Annotated in this window: 20 protein-coding genes, 1 tRNA gene, 1 riboswitch and 1 other annotated feature; of the genes, 1 reads left to right on the top strand and 20 read right to left on the bottom strand. The window is 39.0% G+C overall.

What is annotated here, in order from left to right; all coding sequences use genetic code 11:
• Positions 1-7: 7 nt before the first annotated feature.
• The 19 genes from leuB to PZE06_RS01940 all read right to left on the bottom strand — a co-directional run bounded on the left by leuB (position 8) and on the right by PZE06_RS01940 (position 16,900).
• On the bottom strand, positions 8-1,120 hold the full coding sequence (gene leuB / locus PZE06_RS01850; protein ID WP_150913715.1) for a 3-isopropylmalate dehydrogenase: 1,113 nt from the start codon (positions 1,118-1,120) through the stop codon (positions 8-10).
• A gap of 38 nt (positions 1,121-1,158) precedes the next feature.
• The gene (ilvC, locus tag PZE06_RS01855; RefSeq protein ID WP_150913717.1) at positions 1,159-2,172 is read right to left on the bottom strand and encodes a ketol-acid reductoisomerase; all 1,014 of its coding nucleotides are present in this window, start codon (positions 2,170-2,172) and stop codon (positions 1,159-1,161) included.
• Positions 2,173-2,235: 63 nt separating this feature from the next.
• Complete coding sequence (gene ilvN / locus PZE06_RS01860; RefSeq protein ID WP_150913719.1) at positions 2,236-2,754, bottom strand: acetolactate synthase small subunit; 519 nt, start codon at positions 2,752-2,754, stop codon at positions 2,236-2,238.
• Positions 2,751-4,472, bottom strand: coding sequence for an acetolactate synthase large subunit (ilvB, locus tag PZE06_RS01865; RefSeq protein ID WP_150913721.1), 1,722 nt, complete (start codon positions 4,470-4,472; stop codon positions 2,751-2,753). The genes ilvN and ilvB overlap by 4 nt, the downstream gene beginning before the upstream one ends.
• 242 nt (positions 4,473-4,714) lie before the next feature.
• Positions 4,715-4,964 (bottom strand) — a binding site (T-box leader).
• 15 nt (positions 4,965-4,979) lie between these two features.
• On the bottom strand, positions 4,980-5,882 hold the full coding sequence (gene ilvE / locus PZE06_RS01870; protein ID WP_150913723.1) for a branched-chain-amino-acid transaminase: 903 nt from the start codon (positions 5,880-5,882) through the stop codon (positions 4,980-4,982).
• A gap of 572 nt (positions 5,883-6,454) precedes the next feature.
• Positions 6,455-6,531, bottom strand: a tRNA-Arg gene (locus PZE06_RS01875).
• A gap of 321 nt (positions 6,532-6,852) precedes the next feature.
• Entirely contained in the window at positions 6,853-7,371 is a 519-nt protein-coding gene (locus PZE06_RS01880) for a metallophosphoesterase (protein ID WP_150913725.1), read from the bottom strand.
• Positions 7,372-7,389: 18 nt separating this feature from the next.
• Entirely contained in the window at positions 7,390-7,992 is a 603-nt protein-coding gene (locus PZE06_RS01885; RefSeq protein ID WP_150913727.1) for an XTP/dITP diphosphatase, read from the bottom strand.
• Positions 7,989-8,744 (bottom strand): ribonuclease PH, encoded by a 756-nt coding sequence (rph, locus tag PZE06_RS01890; protein WP_150913730.1) that lies wholly within the window; start codon positions 8,742-8,744, stop codon positions 7,989-7,991. Before rph ends, PZE06_RS01885 begins: the two co-directional genes overlap by 4 nt.
• 133 nt (positions 8,745-8,877) lie before the next feature.
• Positions 8,878-9,927 (bottom strand): GerMN domain-containing protein, encoded by a 1,050-nt coding sequence (locus PZE06_RS01895; protein WP_150913732.1) that lies wholly within the window; start codon positions 9,925-9,927, stop codon positions 8,878-8,880.
• Between the two features lie 359 nt (positions 9,928-10,286).
• Positions 10,287-10,676 carry a hypothetical protein gene (locus PZE06_RS01900; protein ID WP_150913734.1) on the bottom strand — a complete coding sequence of 130 codons (390 nt, stop codon included), beginning with the start codon at positions 10,674-10,676 and terminating at the stop codon, positions 10,287-10,289.
• Positions 10,676-10,876, bottom strand: coding sequence for a helix-turn-helix transcriptional regulator (locus tag PZE06_RS01905; RefSeq protein ID WP_150913736.1), 201 nt, complete (start codon positions 10,874-10,876; stop codon positions 10,676-10,678). The genes PZE06_RS01900 and PZE06_RS01905 overlap by 1 nt, the downstream gene beginning before the upstream one ends.
• A gap of 275 nt (positions 10,877-11,151) precedes the next feature.
• Positions 11,152-11,970, bottom strand: coding sequence for a glutamate racemase (gene racE / locus PZE06_RS01910; protein ID WP_150913738.1), 819 nt, complete (start codon positions 11,968-11,970; stop codon positions 11,152-11,154).
• A 10-nt stretch (positions 11,971-11,980) separates the two neighbouring features.
• Positions 11,981-12,436 carry a MarR family winged helix-turn-helix transcriptional regulator gene (locus tag PZE06_RS01915; protein WP_150913911.1) on the bottom strand — a complete coding sequence of 152 codons (456 nt, stop codon included), beginning with the start codon at positions 12,434-12,436 and terminating at the stop codon, positions 11,981-11,983.
• A gap of 272 nt (positions 12,437-12,708) precedes the next feature.
• Complete coding sequence (gene gerE, locus PZE06_RS01920) at positions 12,709-12,933, bottom strand: spore germination transcription factor GerE (RefSeq protein ID WP_019154738.1); 225 nt, start codon at positions 12,931-12,933, stop codon at positions 12,709-12,711.
• Positions 12,934-13,080: 147 nt separating this feature from the next.
• A complete protein-coding gene (locus tag PZE06_RS01925; RefSeq protein ID WP_150913740.1) occupies positions 13,081-13,542 on the bottom strand; it encodes an acyl-CoA thioesterase in 462 nt (153 codons plus the stop codon).
• A 177-nt stretch (positions 13,543-13,719) separates the two neighbouring features.
• Positions 13,720-14,481, bottom strand: coding sequence for a succinate dehydrogenase iron-sulfur subunit (gene sdhB / locus PZE06_RS01930; RefSeq protein WP_095307689.1), 762 nt, complete (start codon positions 14,479-14,481; stop codon positions 13,720-13,722).
• 3 nt (positions 14,482-14,484) lie between these two features.
• A complete protein-coding gene (sdhA, locus tag PZE06_RS01935) occupies positions 14,485-16,245 on the bottom strand; it encodes a succinate dehydrogenase flavoprotein subunit (protein WP_150913742.1) in 1,761 nt (586 codons plus the stop codon).
• A gap of 46 nt (positions 16,246-16,291) precedes the next feature.
• On the bottom strand, positions 16,292-16,900 hold the full coding sequence (locus tag PZE06_RS01940) for a succinate dehydrogenase cytochrome b558 subunit (protein ID WP_150913744.1): 609 nt from the start codon (positions 16,898-16,900) through the stop codon (positions 16,292-16,294).
• A 360-nt stretch (positions 16,901-17,260) separates the two neighbouring features.
• On the opposite strand from PZE06_RS01940, the gene PZE06_RS01945 reads away from it, so the two are divergent.
• Positions 17,261-17,704, top strand: coding sequence for a YslB family protein (locus PZE06_RS01945; protein WP_150913913.1), 444 nt, complete (start codon positions 17,261-17,263; stop codon positions 17,702-17,704).
• 78 nt (positions 17,705-17,782) lie between these two features.
• Here PZE06_RS01945 and PZE06_RS01950 read toward each other — a convergent pair whose 3' ends face one another.
• Positions 17,783-19,012 carry an aspartate kinase gene (locus PZE06_RS01950; RefSeq protein ID WP_150913746.1) on the bottom strand — a complete coding sequence of 410 codons (1,230 nt, stop codon included), beginning with the start codon at positions 19,010-19,012 and terminating at the stop codon, positions 17,783-17,785.
• 124 nt (positions 19,013-19,136) lie between these two features.
• Positions 19,137-19,317: riboswitch (Lysine riboswitch) on the bottom strand.
• Positions 19,318-19,537 lie beyond the last annotated feature (220 nt).

Below are 19,537 nucleotides of genomic sequence, written 5' to 3' on the forward strand. Positions count from 1 at the left end.
GTGTCACTTATACGTAGCAGCCCATAATGCTTTGAATCGTTTCATTATCAAGAATGGTCGCCTTAACCTCTTCCACCATTTCTGTCGTTGTCACAAGCTTTGTACCAACTGAAGCAATATCTTTAGTACGGTAACCACTTTTCAACACTTCGTCTACGGCAGTTTCAACTGCCTTCGCTTCATCCTCAAGCCCGAAGGATAGACGAAGCATCATGGCAACAGATAATATGGTAGCAAGTGGATTGGCAATATTTTGCCCTTCAATATCAGGTGCAGAGCCATGAATTGGTTCATATAAATATGGACCACCTTCAGAAATACTCGCCGATGGCAGCATTCCCAACGAGCCCGTTAAAACAGACGCTTCATCACTCAATATATCGCCAAACATGTTTTCCGTTACGACTACATCGAATTGCTTCGGATTACGAACCATCTGCATTGCTGCATTATCGACAAGCATATGTTCAACAATTACCTCAGGGTAATCTTTTGCTACCTCTTCAGCGACTTCTCTCCAAAGTCTGCTTGACTCCAATACATTGGCCTTATCTACAGATGTAACACGGCCTTTACGATTCTTCGCTAGCTCAAAGGCTAGCTTGATCACCCTTGTCATCTCTGACTTCTGATAAAACAACGTATCAACAACTACATCACGACCATCCTGCTTCATTCGTTCACTCGGTTTACCAAAATACAAACCACCCGTTAACTCTCGAACCATGAGCAAGTCAACGTCTTCAATCACTTCTCTTTTTAATGGTGAAGAATCAGCAAGGCTAGAATAATAGAGTGTCGGGCGTAAATTCGCATACAATTCTAACTCTTTACGAATCTTTAATAACCCTTTTTCCGGACGAAGATGGACAGGTAATTGATCCCATTTCGGACCCCCAACTGCTCCTAACAGGACTGCATCGCTTCCTTTGCAAAGCTCAATCGTTTCATCTGGTAATGGTGTTCCTAACTCATCTACAGAACCACCACCAATTTGTCCATAAGAGTAGGAGAATTGATGTCCAAATCTCTCTCCAACGGCACGAAGTATCTCTACGGCACCTCTCGTAACCTCTTTTCCAATCCCATCTCCCGGTAGTACTGCGATCCGTTTTTTCATCATTACCCCTCCATCCTTTCCTATTGATGTGAAAAATGTTATTTCGTCACCACTTCTTTTTTACGATTCTTATTAACAAATGGCATCATAGCACGAAGTTCTTCTCCGACTTTTTCAATAAGATGCTCTTTTTCACTAGCATTAATTGCGTTAAATACTGGACGATTCGCTTGATTCTCAAGAATCCATCCTTTCGCAAACTGACCGTCTTGAATATCCTTTAATACTGCCTTCATTTCTTTTTTCACTTCATCTGTTACGATTCGTGGACCTGTGACAAAATCACCCCATTGAGCTGTGTCTGAGATGGAATAACGCATTCCTGCCAATCCACCTTCATACATGAGGTCAACAATGAGCTTTAATTCATGAAGTGTTTCAAAATAAGCTAATTCCGGCTGATAGCCTGCTTCCACAAGTGTTTCAAAGCCGGCTTTTACCAACGCTGTTGTTCCTCCACATAGCACCGCCTGCTCTCCAAATAAATCTGTTTCCGTTTCTTCTTTAAACGTCGTTTCCAGCGCTCCTGCTCTTAATGCACCAATCGCTCTCGCATAGGCTAAAGCAAGCTCTTTCGCCTCTCCCGTCACATCCTGATAAATAGCAAACAACGCTGGAACACCTGCATCCTCTTCATATGTTCTTCTTACTAAATGTCCCGGGCCTTTTGGTGCTACTAAGAGGACATCGCAAGATTGCGGTGGTACAATTTGATGAAAATGAACGTTAAACCCGTGGGCAAACATTAATGCCTGATTTGTTAAGTTTGGTTCAATTTCTTCTTTATATACTTTTGGTTGCAATTCGTCTGGTAAAAGAATCATTACGACATCTGCTTGGGCAGTTGCTTCCGCTACCGTATATACTTCTAATCCGTCTTCTACGGCCTTATCCCAAGATTTACCTTTTCGAAGTCCAACCACTACATTTACTCCGCTATCGCGCATATTTAAAGCGTGGGCATGCCCTTGAGAACCATAGCCAATAACCGCTACTTTTTTTCCTTCTAAATAATTTGGATTTGCATCTCCGTTATAGTACATTTTTGCCATTTGTCCTCTTCCTTTCGAAAATAAATATTATTTTATTTATGTTTTATTTACGGAATCCCTTAGTTAAACGATAGAAATATTTTTCACCTGATTGCTTGAGCGTTGAGTGCCTCTTAAGAACGCTGTCGCTCCTGTTCTCGCGAGTTCTTTAATTCCATATGGCTTCATCAGCTCGATAAAAGCTTCGATTTTATCAGATTCTCCAGTAATTTGAATGACAAGAGTGTCTTTGCCAACATCGACAATTGATGCTCTGAATGGCTCTATTAACGCATTCATTTCACTTCTGTTGTTCGGGGTTGACAGTACTTTAATTAATGCCAATTCTCTTGCAACAATCGATTGTTCACTAATATCAGTGACTTTTAAAACATCAATTTGCTTATTTAATTGTTTCGTAATTTGTTCAATTACTTGATCGTTCTCAACATTGACGACACAAGTTATTCTCGATACATCTTCGATTTCTGAATGGCCCACTGTAATACTTTCGATATTGTAATTTCTTTTTGAAAAAAGATTGGTGATTCGATTCAGCACCCCCGGTCGATTATTTACAGTCAGCGTAATGATTCTTTTCATTTTTGCTTCACCCCTACCATTTCATTTATTCCTTTTCCCGGGGCGATCATAGGGTAGACATTTTCATTAGCATCAATGCGAAAATCCAATAGCACTGGTTCACGATTTTGAAGAACTTCAGCCAACACTTCCTCTGCCTTCGCTTCCGATTCAATGACATACCCTTTGATGTTGTATGCCTCAGCTAATTTCACAAAAGAAGGCTGCACCGGATTTTTACTATGGGAGTAACGCTCTTCGTAAAATAGTTCTTGCCATTGCCGAACCATACCTAAAGCAACATTATTGAGAATAACGATTTTAATCGGTAAATTCAGTTCACGAATAACGGCGAGCTCTTGCGTACACATTTGAAATCCACCATCTCCAAGAACTGCTAACACGGTGGCATCTTTATCTGCAAGTGCAGCACCAATGCTAGCCGGCAACCCAAATCCCATCGTGCCTAAACCACCTGAAGTAACCCAGCGATTCGCCTTTCCGAACCGATAGTATTGCGCAGCCCACATCTGATGCTGACCGACATCTGTTACGACAATGGCATCACCATTGGTTTTTTGATAGAGCATCTCTAACACTTTTTGAGGTTTAAGCGTATTGGCGTTATTTTCATAAACATAAGGATATTCGATTTTCCAGCCTGCTAATATTTTTAGCCATTCATGATGTGAAGGCGGCTTTCCTTCTTGAGCAATTAACTCGATTAAAGCTTCTTTCGCATCCGCTACAACGGGAATTTCCGTCGGAACATTCTTGCCGATTTCAGCCGGGTCAATATCAATATGCGCCACTGTGGCATTTGGAGCAAAATGTTTTAAGTTCCCTGTCAAACGATCGTCGAATCTGGCGCCAATATTGATAATAAGATCTGACTCGTATAATGCCATATTAGCCGTATAACAGCCGTGCATCCCGGCCATCCCTAAGGAAAGTTCATGTTCAGCAGGAAATCCTCCTAACCCTAGAAGAGTATGAACAACGGGAATATTTTGCTGTTCCGCATATTCTTTTAGTTGACAAGATGCCTTGCTATGGAGGACTCCGGCACCCGCTAAAATGACCGGTTTTTTCGCCCGACTGACAGCCTCTGTTAATTTGCGGATTTGCAAATAATTTGGTTTCAAAGTTGGCTGATAGCCTGGCAGATAGATTTCCTTCTCCTCCGGAACTTCTGTCACCGCTGTTGCAATGTCCTTCGGAATATCAATTAAAACGGGACCTGGTCTACCAGAAGTAGCAATATAAAATGCTTCCTTTATGATGTGCGGAATGTCCTCAATATTTCGAACTTGATAATTGTATTTTGTAATAGGCGTCGTGATCCCTAGAATATCAGCTTCCTGAAAAGCATCCGTTCCAATCACACCTGTTGCAACTTGACCTGTAAAGACAACAAGTGGAAGAGAATCGATCATAGCATCCGTTAATCCAGTAACAATATTGGTGGCGCCTGGTCCAGATGTTACAATGACGACACCCGGCTTCCCCGTAATTCGAGCATATCCTTCAGCAGCATGAATACCACCTTGTTCGTGCCTAGGTAATACATGAAGAATTTTAGAATCATAGATTTTGTCGTAAATTGGTAGTACTGCCCCACCTGGATATCCGAAAATGACTTCTACTTTTTCCTTTTCTAACGCTTGAAGCAAAAGCTCCGATCCGCTTAATGATTTGTTCTCAGCCTTAGTATTTGTTAAGGCGGTTTCCTGTAACATTCCTTGCCCTCCTCTTTCCTTAGCTATTTTTTCAAAAATCAAGGCGCTTTTCGCAGGCAATATTGCGACTTGCATAAACGATAGTTCACATCACAAGCGCCGTGCAAAACGATAATCAAGCTTTGAATTTTACAAGAAGTGCAAATGTTTATTTCTGAACATTTGCAAAAGCAGTTGCCAATTAAGAAAATTGACAATATAAAAAACCCTTCCACCCCTCGTAAGCCTAGTTAAATCTAGGCGAAAGGGATGAAAAGGCTTTGTAGCATTTCCACGGTACCACCCTTGTTCATGCTTTTTGGCATGCACTTATGGCTATAATCTAGCCGTTTTGATAACGAGTGTCGCCACTCGACTGTCCCTACTAGAAACTCTTTCAAGACAGCGCTCTGAGGTGAGTTCATTTTATGTTGTGACCACCGGTTCTCAGCATTTCCGGCTCTCTGTTGATCCACATAGCATAAAACTACTTATCCTCTTCGTCGCTTTTTCATATAAATTTTATCCCTAACTTACACGTGGTGTTGTTTCGCTATAAACCTTAACACCTTCCATGACAACCCGTTCTCTAAATTTCGCTAACAACCTGTTTGTATGTGCTCCAGGCGCACCATCGCCAATTACTCTGCCATCCACTTTCACGACCGCAATTACTTCTGCAGCTGTACCCGTAAGAAAGACTTCATCTGCTGTGTACACATCATGTCGTGTAAATGGTTCTTCTTTAACCTCATATCCAAGTTCCTTTGCGATATCAATAACAGCATTTCTAGTAATTCCATCAAGGGCACCCACATAGCCTGGAGGAGTTAAAAAGCTACCGTCTTTAAAAATAAAGACATTGTCAGCTGATCCTTCTGCGACATAGCCTTGGTCATTTAACATGAGCGCTTCACTCACATTCGCTAAATGTGCCTCAATTTTAACGAGAACATTGTTTAAATAGTTGAGTGACTTTACCTTTGGGCTTAATACATCAGGGCGATTTCTCCGTGTTGCCACGGTTATGATTTCGAGCCCTGTTTCATAAAGTTCCTTTGGAAAAATCGATAATGGCTCCACAATGACGATAACACTTGCTTTTGCACACTTATACGGGTCCAACCCAAGATCGCCAACTCCCCTTGAAATGACGACTCTTATATAAGCATCTTCAACCTTATTCTTTTCAACTGTATTCGCAATGATTTCTGTTAATTCATCCTCCGTATAAGGAATGGTCAGCAGAATCGACTTTGCAGAATTGTATAAGCGCTTCATATGCTCTTTCATCCTAAAAATATTGCCACTATATACTCGAATTCCTTCGAATACCCCATCCCCATAGAGGAAACCATGGTCATAAACAGATACCTTGGCATTTTCTTTCGTGACATATTGATCATTTAAAAAAATCCATTGTTCTGACACGAAACCACCTCTTCGCTTTAATATAAAACCGCTTTAAACGACTGAAATTTAATGTTAAAAAAAGATATATCTTAAGATTCAAAAAATTTTCAGCAGCCTACGTTTTTTAGCTAATTCATTTCTCCGTGAATATTTATTTGAGGACTATCTTACTCGCATTTTCTGCCTTCGTCAACAGTATTTTTGTGAATTGTGCGATTATTTATATTTATCTGTCTAATTGGATACGCTTACATTATTGATGCAACGATATTCCTAACTAAGAAAATTTTTATATTTTTTTGATAATTTAAATTGGAGCTTTTCGCTAAGAAAAGGGCATATTTTTATAATGTGATTATAATAGAAGAAAGTTGGATTTCATGTCAGAAAATCTAACATGAAAGAAAGCGCTTTAAAAAATACTGGGGTTTAATGAAATTGAATAAAAGTTATATTATTAGTTTTTAATATTTATCGATGTTGATTTTTGGCTCATTTTATCAACACAGTTTAGCAAAGTCTGAAAATAAAAAACGTTAAGTCACATGCAATGCGACTTAACGAATATGTACATAATTGGTGTGTATTAATGGCGTCCCAGGAGAGATTCGAACTCCCGACCGACGGCTTAGAAGGCCGTTGCTCTATCCAGCTGAGCTACTGGGACAAATCATATAATCATTATTTTTGTTCACTCGAAAAAATTCGTTCTCCATACCAAAAGCGTGGCTTCTTTTTTCAAGGACATTTTTTATTATATTGTGCTAATAATTAAAAGTCAACAGGAAAATTAAGTTTTTTTACGTTTTCTTTTGATGGAATGGGGGAAAACGCTCTCCCCCATAAGTTGTATAGCTCTAACTTTTCATATTTTAGCGTGCAAGCACGGATCTTTAATAATATATTAGCGATAATTTTGTTATAGCAGCGAAATTTGAAATTTACTGACGATATTACAATTATATTCGCAAATACTAGATAACACCCATTAACGCTCAAACAAAAAACTTTGACGCAAGTCCGTCATTTCTCCTGAATCATAGTCATACACATGAACATCAACTGTTGTACCTTGAATGTTCAGAATCACATAAGTTCTCTCTCTTCTTCCCCTCGGAAGCCGGAGACTGCCAGGATTAATAAATAACTTATTTCGCACCATTTCGGCTCCTAGGAGATGGGAGTGACCAAAACAAACTATATCCGCATTTACTTCTTCAGCACGATATTGGAGCTGTATGAGCGATGACTTTACAGAAAATAAATGGCCGTGTGCAACGAAAAAACGATATCCATCAAGTTCCTTTATTAGTTCTTTTTCAAAGTCATTGCCAAAGTCGCAATTTCCCCTTACTACATGAAAACCTTGAAGCTCCTTATCCTGCTTTGAGAGCTCAGAATCCCCACAGTGAATCATTAAGTCCATGTCTTTTTCATGCCTAGCTTTCAATTCAGTCAACTCGATTCGCTGACCGTGGCTATCACTAACGATTAACACTTTTGCCATATTCCCGCACCTTCTATATCATGCATTAAATTTCCCTGATTGGATGATTTCTTCTAATTTTTTCAGCGCATTGGCCCGATGGCTGATTTGATTTTTTTCTCTTGGTTCAAGCTCCGCCATCGCTTTTCCTAATTCATTAACAAAAAATATCGGATCATAGCCAAAGCCATTGACTCCTCTTCTAGTTCGCAAAATCACGCCTTCACAAGTGCCGTTTACTGTAAATGACTTGCCGTCTGGCTCTGCAACCGCTAAAGCGCAATAAAATCTCGCTGTCCTTTCCTCATCCTGAACTTCCTTTAGTTGCTCTAGTACTTTGTCAATATTCGCTTCATCATCTTTTGCCAAACCGGCGTAGCGTGCAGAATAAATGCCCGGCGCACCATTAAGGGCATCCACAACTAGACCGGAATCATCAGCAATGACCACCTGGCCAGTTCTTTCAGCGACTGCTTTTGCTTTTATTATGGCATTTTCTTCAAAGGTTTGGCCCGTTTCCTCTATATCTTCAATTTCATCAAAATCTAATAATGTTTTTACCTCATATCCGAGAGGCTGAAACATTCTTATAAATTCTAGCGCTTTGCCGTGATTTTTTGTCGCTATAATGATCGTTTTCATTTTGTTCCATTCTCCTCAATTTTTGCAGTTGCTTCCTCGCCAATTGCTGCTCTCTGGTGCTCAAATATTGCGCTTATTCCCTCTTGAGCAGCCTTTAACAATTGCTGTAATTGCTCATATGAAAAGGTGGATTCTTCTCCTGTACCTTGAACTTCAACAAATTCACCATTTCCCGTCATCACAACATTCATATCCACATTTGCATTAGAATCCTCTATGTAATTTAAATCTAAAACAACATTATCATCTTCAAGTATTCCAACGCTCGTCGCTGCTAAGAAATCCTTGATCGGGTATTTAGATAGCTTTTTTTCAAGATAGAGCTTATGTACCGCTTCTGTCATCGCAACGAAAGCACCCGTGATAGAAGCCGTTCTAGTCCCTCCATCCGCTTGGATAACATCGCAATCAATCCAGATCGTTCTCTCGCCAAGAGCATCTAAATCAACGACTGCCCTTAACGCCCTACCGATCAAACGTTGAATTTCCATTGTTCGCCCAGTTATCTTTCCTTTGGCGGCTTCTCGTATATTACGCTGTCCTGTAGCACGCGGTAGCATGGAGTATTCAGCAGTAACCCACCCTTTCCCTTGACCTCTCATAAAAGGTGGTACTTTTTCTTCAATACTGGCTGTACAAATTACTTTCGTCTTACCCACTGTAATTAGTACAGAACCTTCAGGATGCATCAAATAATCTGTATCAATCTCAATAGGGCGCATCTGGTACGGTTGTCTTTCATCTGCTCGCATACTCATTATCCTCCTTTTCCCAATTGTTCCCCTCAAAAAAGCATCGTAATGAAAGAAACAATAAAGAAGAGGTGGCTAGTAATCAAGCCACCTTCTTCTGCTGTCCTATCTATAGTATATCAAAAAAGAGTTTTTAAAAACTAATTGTGTTCACTTTTTCAGGTCTTGTCACAGGTTCTACAAGCTTTTCTCCATTTTCCTTTACGAGTTCGGCTTCTCCATCAACCATCACTTCCACACTTTCAATTCCTTCCTGCTCTGTTAAGGATAAGACAAGCATGTTTAAAACATGTTCAGAAATAATTTTTTCCTCAAAGCTCCCATAAATAGATTCATTGAAGTTTAATGTCACTTTCCCATCTTCAATTTTCGGTTCCTCAAGCAATTCGACATCAGGTGAAAAGTCATTGATTAATGTCGATGAGTAGCTCGGCCCTTTAACCAGTTCAGCGACAACACCTTCTACATTATTTTCCTCAACTCGACGCGTCACTGGTACGTAATAGTAAGAACCTTCTTCCCCTGCAACATAGTATACGGTGGCTGCTTTCGTATTGGTAATATCAACAACGTCTGTCGTATCAAGATTAATCCCATTTGCTCTGCTAACCGTTTTTCCAATTGGCGTACCAGCAACCGGCATTTCAGTCAGTTCATGACCATTTAATTTCAATTCAACATTCTCGACTGAGTCAAACTGGGTTACAGTCCATGTAACCGCCTCTAAAATCTTCAATTCATCCTCAGGTTTATAATTTTTGAATTCATTAGAAAAATCTACAACTGCAGTATCGCCTGTAATATCAACACTTACTTCCGTTTCAGCAGGCAATACAGCTGCAAAGCCATTCGGAAGCATATCCGTAACAGGGCCTCCTTCAACTAAATACTCAAGAGCTTGCTTTGCAACCGACTCTGTTTTCGGTAATGAAAAAGTCTGCGGTACTACATAGCCGTTTTTATCGAATAAATACAGTTCCGTCATCACACTACCTTCACTTGCCTCTTCTGTATTTTCCTCTCCTACCGCGCCCTCTATTACCTGGCCATCATCTGTGTATGTAACCGTTTGTGGTGGATCGATTTTCTCCTTTTCCTTCCCACCCAGCAAGCCACAGCCAGACAAGAGAACAGATAAAATAATCATTGATGTTAGTACAATTGTTCTTTTATTAATGGACATGCATATCCCTCCAAAGACAGTTTGTACTAACATATATACGAGCTTAATTATAAATTAGACCGTTTCGCAACAAAAAAATTGGACAATCAAGAATCATTTTGAATCATGGCCCGTCTACTGTTATTTTTTTATCAAACTTTCAGTCTAATTAATAGTTCAAGGTTAAAGCCCCTCTTACCGACCTCGGCCTAAATGATCGCACAAAACAAGTGTTAATACTAGTCTTCCACTAAAAACCTGTAATCGTACTCAATTTCTTTCCTATCGAAAATTTTCAGATAGGTTAAGAAAATTGAGCAACATTTTCACCTGTTCGTAATATGAAAAAGACTATCAAGAAAACTCAAAGCATTAATCATTTACTGATACTTTTTAGCGACAAAGAATTCGACTAAAGGTAGTAAAATCAAAGCTAAACCTAATATTGCTAACAAAAAGACATTAATTGAACCATTTACAATTTCATCAGCTGCTACCGCAATCAAAATCAAGAATAATAGAATGAAATAGCTAATTTTTGAGCTTTTTTCTGTAATCCGTTGACCAAGTTCCTCCTCAATTAAGATTCCGTCTTTCTCTTCCTTATTTCCCCATGTGATTGTTGATAAAAACATCATTAACAACGTGCCAATTACGATAACCTCTTGAAAACCAACTACTTCTCCTACAGTAATATTAAAAATTGTGTAACCTATCACAATTAGAATAGCTGTACCAATTACTACAGCACCTATTTTTCGTGTCTTCATTAACTTTCCTCCTCGTCACAAAATAAATGATCGACTGTCATCTCCAAAGTTTTCGCAAGTTTAAAAGCTAATTGTAAACTGGGGTCATATTTGTTATTTTCAATCGCATTAATTGTTTGCCTACTCACATTACATAAATCAGCTAACTTCCCTTGGGAAATGCCTTTCTTTTCTCGGCATTCTTTTATTCTATTTTTCATATGAACAGCACCTTCAAATTAAGTGATGTAAAAGATATTTTACAGCAACATTATAAAATAAGACGAAAGAGGATGTCAAAGATCTTTTACAGATGTTCTCCCTTTAAATATTTATGTATGATTTGATTCTATTGATTTTGGCTTAATTCGTAAGAAGCTTTGATCTTTCATGTTTTTTTAGCTATATCAAAAAAATAGCTCTGACTCGAGGAAAACTTGTTCTTCGATTCAGAGCTAACATGAACTAAAAATTTCTGACATAGTAAAAAGCCCCATTACAGGAGGCTTTCAGTCTTACTTTCAATTTTGATCGTTTGCACATGAAGGATACTTTTCCCTAACCATTGGCATGCTATTTTAGAAAAAATGCTGCTTGATCCAGTCGTATAATACTCATGAGCAGGAACAGTGCTATTAGTTGTTAAAAGTCCTTTATAATAAAGAATGCTGCTTACCTCTCTTGCTGTTTCTTCACCAGAGCTTATGACTTTCACACGATTCCCCATTATCGCTTTAATAATTGGTTCTAGTAAGGGATAATGAGTGCAGCCAAGAATAAGTGTATCAAGCCCCTGATTCTTTAACGGAGCAAGTGTTTCTGCCACTACCCTTCTGGCAACCGGCCCATCGTATTCTCCGCTTTCTACTAATGGAACAAATTTGGGGCAGGCTAATCCACTGACTAAAACAGACCCGTTGATAGACTTTAAAGCTGTTTCATAAGCTCTGCTCTTTATCGTTCCTTCTGTGCCAATGACGCCAATTTTATAGTTCTCTGTCACCTTTAATGCAGAAATTGCTCCTGGATAAATAACACCGAGCACAGGAATTGATAATGTCTGTCTAATTTCTTCCAAAGCAACAGCCGTTGCTGTGTTACAAGCAATGACAAGCATTTTTATATTTTTTCCTAATAAAAAATTGGTCAACTGCCATGTAAATTTCTTCACTTCTTCACCTGTCCGTGGACCATATGGACAGCGGGCTGTATCACCGAGATAAAGTATTTTTTCATGCGGTAATTGGCGCATAATTTCTTTCGCAACTGTTAATCCGCCAATACCAGAATCAATAACTCCAATTGGTTGTTCCAAATAACTCGCCTCATTCTCGCATATCTTGATGTAATCGCATTAAGTTATCTTTAAGCGCAATAACCTCTTCCGCAGAAAAGTTTCGCAATACCTCTTGAAGGTATGCTTGACGTTTTTTGATCACTTCATCAATAATTCTTTCGCCTTCCTCTAAAAGGTGTATTCGCACCACTCTTCGATCATTCGGATCTTTCACACGCTTGACAAGCTCATTTTTTTCCATCCGATCAACCAAATCGGTTGTCGTGCTGAATGCTAAATACATTTTATTCGATAATTCCCCGATTGTCATGTCTCCTTCTTCAAAAAGCCATTGCAACGCGACAAACTGCGGTGGAGTAATCGTATAGTTACTCAAGATCTCTCTACCTTTTTGTTTAATAATTCCAGCTATGTACCGCAAGTCTTTTTCAATTTCTGCCACAATATCTAAGCCGGTTTTGTCTTGTATTTCCTCACGCTCCATCATTCCACAACTCCCTACTTTTAAAATACTACACAAGTTTTATTTCCATATTTAAAATCAAATGTGTAATGATTGATTAAACCCGTTCAAACATGTTTTTTCTTTTATTTTCTACTTTTTTCACATAAATTTCAAGAAAAATTCGCAGCGAGAATGTCGAGGAATGTCGATTTGATCATTGTTCACTAAACCAAAGCGGTTGTTAAAATCGGTTTTTGACTACCCGATTTTACGAGTAAACCGGCTTCCAAAAATGGATAGCCGGTTTGCATTTAAAGTTCTAGCTCTCCCATTCGAAGGAGTTCTACAACTGCTTGTGAACGCCCCTTAACACCGAGTTTTTGCATGGCATTCGAAATATGATTCCGAACCGTTTTTTCGCTGATAAACAGTTCACTAGCGATTTCTTTCGTTGTTTTATCTTGTACTAATAGCTCGAATACTTCTCTTTCACGTTTGGTGAGTAATGGCTTGTGAGTATATTCATTCTCCTTCAAGTATTGTAACCCTCCTTGCCTTCGCCAGCTATGAACAGCGGGATGGGTATATATTTAGTCACCATATCATATGTGAAGGGAACTATCTGAGTGACAACAATCCTTTAAAGGAGTTTTATATTTTAAAAAAAATGTGCGGATGCGGAGTTATTGAATCGTTTCGCACTCCAACATTGCTGCCTTCACTTCACTTGACCAAGGAATACTTTTACCCGTTTTCTTAGAGACTTGAACAATCGTTCCTCTTCCAACAAAACAAATCTCTTCGTTTTCTCTTTTTCCCATATAGTGAATATCAACTGAAGAAGTTCCAACACTATGAGCCCTAACATATATCCGTAGCTGTTCATCAAAGTACACTTGTTTGAGGAAATCACATTGCAGATCGGCGACAACAATCATCGCCTCACTTTTTCCATCAAGCCAATCTGTCATCATGCCCTTGCTTTTAAAATATTCAATTCTTGCTTCTTCATAATATGTAAAAGGAATAGTATTGTTCAAATGTCCAAACATATCAGTTTCAGAAAATCGCACTTTCACTGGATAATAAAAATGGAAGCGATGTTCCCAAGTTGCAAAATCCTCGATATAGCTTATTCTACTCATCTTATCTTTCCTTTCGCTGAAAATGAATGATTATTCATTCATTATACTGTAAGATAGAAATTTTGAAAATATTTAAGCTCAAGACAGTGAGTTTTTACGTACTATCGAATAGGAAAAATAGCAATGAATAACGCAATGGAGAGTGTTCCAAACATATGGAACACCCTCTTTTACAAATTATACTTGATCGCTTCCAAAGAAGTTTTTAAATGACTGCAATGTAGTATCTCTGTTTAATGCAGCAATCGATGTTGTAAGTGGAATTCCCTTAGGACAAGACTGAACACAGTTTTGCGAATTCCCACAGTTTGTAAGGCCACCATCTTCCATAATGGCATTTAAACGTTCCGCCTTATTCATTTCACCAGTTGGGTGAGCATTAAACAGACGCACTTGTGAAAGTGGTGCAGGACCAATGAAATTCGATTTGCTGTTCACATTAGGACAAGCTTCGAGACATACTCCGCAGGTCATACATTTTGATAATTCATATGCCCATTGACGCTTTACCTCAGGCATACGCGGTCCTGGTCCCAAGTCGTATGTCCCATCGATTGGAATCCATGCCTTAACTTTTTTCAAGGAGTCAAACATTCTACTTCTATCTACTTGTAAATCACGAACGACCGGGAAAGTACGCATTGGTTCAAGCCTAATCGGTTGTTCCAATTGGTCAACGATCGCGGAGCAAGACTGTCGAGGCTTACCGTTGATAATCATTGAACATGCTCCACAAACCTCTTCTAAACAGTTCATATCCCAAGTTATCGGAGAAGTTTCTTTTCCTTCCGCATTTACAGGATTACGTCTGATTTCCATCAGTGCAGAAATCACGTTCATGTTAGGACGATACGGTACATGAAATTCTTCCTGATATGGTTCAGAATCAGGAGAATCCTGTCTAGAGATTATGAAATGGACGGTGCTGTTTTCTGCCATCTCTTATTTCTCCTCCTTTTTCTTAGAGTAATCGCGCTTACGAGGTGCGATAAGGGAAGTATCAACTTCTTCATAGTGAAACTCAGGCGCAGATTTTGCATCAACAAATTTTGCCATTGTTGTTTTTAAGAAATCTTCATCATTTCTCTCTGGAAATTCCGGCTTGTAATGAGCTCCACGGCTTTCGTTGCGGTTATAAGCACCGAGCGTAATAACACGTGCTAGTTGAAGCATATTTTGCAATTGACGAGTAAAAGTTGCTCCCTGATTACTCCATTTTGCCGTGTCATTAATATTAATATTTTCAAAACGCTCTAACAGCTCTTGAATCTTCTCATCTGTTTTTAACAGTTTATCATTGTAGCGAACAACCGTTACATTATCTGTCATCCATTCGCCAAGCTCTTTATGGAGAACATATGCATTTTCTGTTCCGTTCATAGACATAATTTGATTCCATTTTTCTTCTTCTTGTTGAACATAGCCTTCAAATAGAGAAGAAGAAAGAGAATCAGCACTCTTTTCAAGTCCGTTAATATACTTCACTGCATTTGGACCCGCTACCATTCCACCATAAATAGCGGACAGCAAAGAGTTAGCCCCTAAACGATTCGCTCCGTGCTGTGAATAATCACACTCACCAGCAGCGAATAATCCAGGAATATTCGTCATTTGATCATAATCAACCCATAAACCACCCATAGAATAATGGACGGCAGGGAAGATTTTCATTGGTAATTTCCGAGGGTCCTCACCGGTAAATTTCTCATAAATTTCAATAATTCCACCGAGCTTAATGTCAAGCTCCTTAGGATCTTTATGAGATAGATCGAGGTATACCATGTTCTCGCCATTAATTCCTAATTTCTGATTCACGCAAACATCGAAAATTTCACGGGTTGCGATATCACGAGGTACAAGGTTTCCGTAAGCAGGATACTTCTCCTCTAAGAAATACCATGGTTTTCCATCTTTATATGTCCAAACTCGACCACCTTCACCACGAGCAGACTCACTCATCAGGCGGAGCTTATCATCTCCTGGAATCGCAGTAGGGTGGATTTGGATGAATTCACCGTTTGCATAATATACTCCCTGCTGATAAGCAACGGCCGCAGCAGAGCCTGTGTTAATAACTGAATTGGTCGATTTACCGAAAATAATTCCAGGACCACCTGTTGCTAAAATCACTGCGTCTGCAGGGAAAGATTTAATTTCCATTGAAGTCAGGTTTTGAGCAACGATTCCACGACAAATTCCTTCATCATCGATAATCGTCCCTAAAAATTCCCAGCCTTCAAATTTATTTACTAAACCAGCAACCTCATGGCGACGAACTTGTTCATCCAATGCATAGAGTAGCTGTTGTCCTGTCGTTGCCCCAGCGAAAGCTGTACGGTGATGCTGTGTCCCTCCAAAGCGACGGAAATCAAGCAATCCTTCAGATGTTCGATTAAACATAACACCCATACGATCAAATAAATGAATAATGCCAGGTGCTGCCTCACACATTGCTTTTACTGGCGCCTGATTTGCTAAAAAATCACCGCCATAAATCGTATCATCAAAGTGAATCCAGGGAGAATCCCCTTCCCCTTTTGTATTTACAGCTCCATTAATACCGCCTTGGGCACAAACAGAGTGAGAACGTTTTACCGGCACCAATGAAAATAACTCCACAGGTGTTCCATTTTCTGCTGCTTTAACTGTTGCCATTAAGCCGGCTAGTCCTCCACCGACTACAATAATCTTACCTTTACCCATGCGTTTTCACTCCTTTATTTCCTCTTGCTACATGTCTACTAATCTATTAAACGAATGCGAATATTGCGCGAATTCCTACAATTGAAAGGGCGATGAAAATACCGATTGTGACATATGTTGAAATAAGTTGTGATCTCGGTGTCACTGTAATCCCCCAACTTACAGCAAAAGACCATAGTCCATTGGCAAAGTGAAAAGTAGTTGAAACTACCCCAATTATGTAGAACCACAGCATAAATGGATTCGATAAAATATTCTCCATCATATTGAAATTGACTTCAGCTCCAAAAGCAGCCGCCATTCTTGTTTCCCAAACATGCCACACAACAAAGATTAACGTGACAATTCCGGTGAAACGTTGAAGAACAAACATCCAATTCCGGAAAAAATTATATCTACTTGCATTATTTTTTGCTGTAAAAGCAATGTAAATGCCATAGATAGCATGGAACAATAACGGTAGGAAAATAACAAAAATTTCAAGAACATAACGGAATGGCAATGATTCCATAAAGTGTGCTGCTTTATTGAAGGAATCTGCTCCCTTTGTAGCAAAATGATTCACCACAAGATGTTGGATAAGAAACAGTCCAACTGGAATAACCCCTAGCAATGAATGCAATCTGCGATAAAAAAACTCTCGATTACCCGCCATAAATTTACCCCCCTTTAAATTTTGAAAGCTCTAGCGGTCACTTCTCCCTATTCCCCTTAAAGAGAATATGTATCAGCTAAATTGAAAAAATGTCGAATAATTTTTTACAATTATGTGACAAGTCCATTTTACTCTCTCGCTCTAAGACCGTCAAGAAAACGTATACACAAAATACCCTTTAAAAACAAAATCTTTCGACTATATAAACAAAAGATCTCCGCATTTGCACCACTTTTTTTCGATATATTAGAATAACAAAATTTACTAATACACGGATGATTGTTTTTTTATATTTCGTGCGTAAAACAGGCAAAAATGTATATAATAGAATCATAGAAAGAGGGGAGAGCATTGACTGAAATGATTACTTCTGAAAATACACATCCATCAGAACACACAAATGTTCCAGCATTTGGGTATGAACTGATACGAGAAATTTTAATCCCAAGTCTTCTCGGAAAAGAAACATCTGCCATTCTTTATTGGGCCGGAAAAGATTTGGCGCGTAAATACCCACTAAATAGTTTCGATGAAATGATCGATTTCTTCGAAAAAGCTGGATGGGGATACTTAACCATTAAAGATGAGTCAAAAAACGAACTTCAAGTAGAATTAACAAGCCCTTTAATCTCCGAAAGACTGCGAAAAAAAGAAATCTCTACCTTTCAACTGGAAGCAGGATTTTTAGCTCAACAAGTTGAAGCTCAAAAAAATGTCGTAGCTGAAGCATATGAACATCCAAAGAGACGAGCTAAAAAAGTCGTGTTCACGATAAAGTGGGACAATAAAGATACGATCGAATAGCGTACCTCTATTCATCGATAATCCTTTGTGCATAAATGGAGCCAAAAAGCATGTTTAGTGCTTTTTGGCTTTTTTCTTTTATGATTTCACTGCTGTACCTGCTAATTCAAAAGCGTGATGTAATGAATCTACAGCACGGATCATATTTCCCTCTTCTACAACCGTTGAAACCTTTATTTCAGATGTGCTGACCATCTTTACCTCGATTGACTCATTTGCTAGCACTTCAAACATTTTTGCAGCAACACCTGGATTTGAAACCATACCTGAACCAACAATTGATACTTTTGCTAAATCTGATTCGAATTGTACAGTCTCATATTTAAGACTTTCCTTATTGTCCGCTAAAACCTGCAGCGTATCCTTCAAATCCTCTGAATGAATAGAAAATGATAAATCCGTTGTATTTTTATTCGTTGTGCTTTGGATAATAATATCAACATTAAGATGGTTATTCGCCAATGTCGTAAAAATCGTTGATAAGCTTGATAATGTATTGGATAAACCTAATACGGTAACCTTTGTAATTTTATCTTCAAAGGCAATCCCCCGTACTACTAAATTTTGCTCCATTTTTCCTTCCTCCTCGATGATTGTTCCTGATTCCCTTTCCATACTGGAGCGTACTTCTAAAGGAACATGATAATTTTTAGCAAACTCAACCGCTCTCGGATGCAAAACTCCAGCACCTAAATTAGCAAGCTCTAACATCTCATCATAAGAGATCGAGAGTAATTTTCGAGCTGCTTTTACATAGCGAGGATCAGTCGTAAAAACCCCTGTTACATCCGTATAAATATCACATTTATCCGCTTTTAATGCTGCCGCTAGAGCAACCGCTGTCGTATCAGACCCTCCCCGACCTAATGTAGCAATTTCTCCATCGGCCGTAGCCCCTTGGAAGCCAGCGACAATGACGATTTTTCCTTTTTCAAGTTCAGCTTGTACACGAGTGCTATCAATTTTTAGAACACGTGCATTCCCAAATACTGGTTCTGTTTCAATTCCTGCTTGCCAGCCTGTAAATGCAATCGCATCATAGCCTTTATGTTGTAATGCCATCGCTAACAAGGAAATCGTGATTTGTTCCCCAGTCGTTAAAAGCATATCCATTTCCCTTTTGCTTGGACTAGAAGTAACCTCCCCTGCAAGTGACACAAGTTGATCTGTTGTTTTGCCCATTGCAGAGACTACTACGACAACATCATTGCCACGATTCTTTTCTTCAATGACTCTTTCTGCTACATTGAGAATTCTTTCTGAATTTCCTACAGACGTTCCCCCGAACTTTTGTACGATTAATCCCATGCCATTCCCTTCTTTCTTCCTAAGTGTGTCCCTCATAGTTGAACAGGCAATAAAAAAAGCAGTGAGAAATTATCTCACTGCTGCGCTGTAACAACGTAAAAAACTAAAGTATTACGTCTTCGCAAAGTAAGATAGCTCTCCAAGACAAACATGTCTTGACAATTCTGCACCTATTTGGTCACAGAACCAGCAAAAAAAGGAATGAGCCTTTCTTCACTTCGGCGGTCCACCCCTTTCAAGACTTTTCTTCGAAACTCATCTTTCTCCAAGTCCTTACTCTTTGCGTCCGCACCTCTACCTTCACTTTATTAATTCGGCCTTTTCCTTCTTTTAGATTATTATTGGCTTAATCGCCAAATTTCCTCTAAAAATAGAAAAGTACCGTACAAATAAATCTGTATCACTGAACTACGTAATGGTTGCAAATGCCGATTTTGAACATTCACAAAGAATCATTAGCGCTCAGTCATTAATAAGTGATAGCGATATAAAATTGTCCTAATTATAGCACAGCCATTTTATGAA

The organism is Robertmurraya sp. DFI.2.37, assembly GCF_029211245.1.
GTDB lineage: Bacteria > Bacillota > Bacilli > Bacillales > Cytobacillaceae > Robertmurraya > Robertmurraya methanolica_A.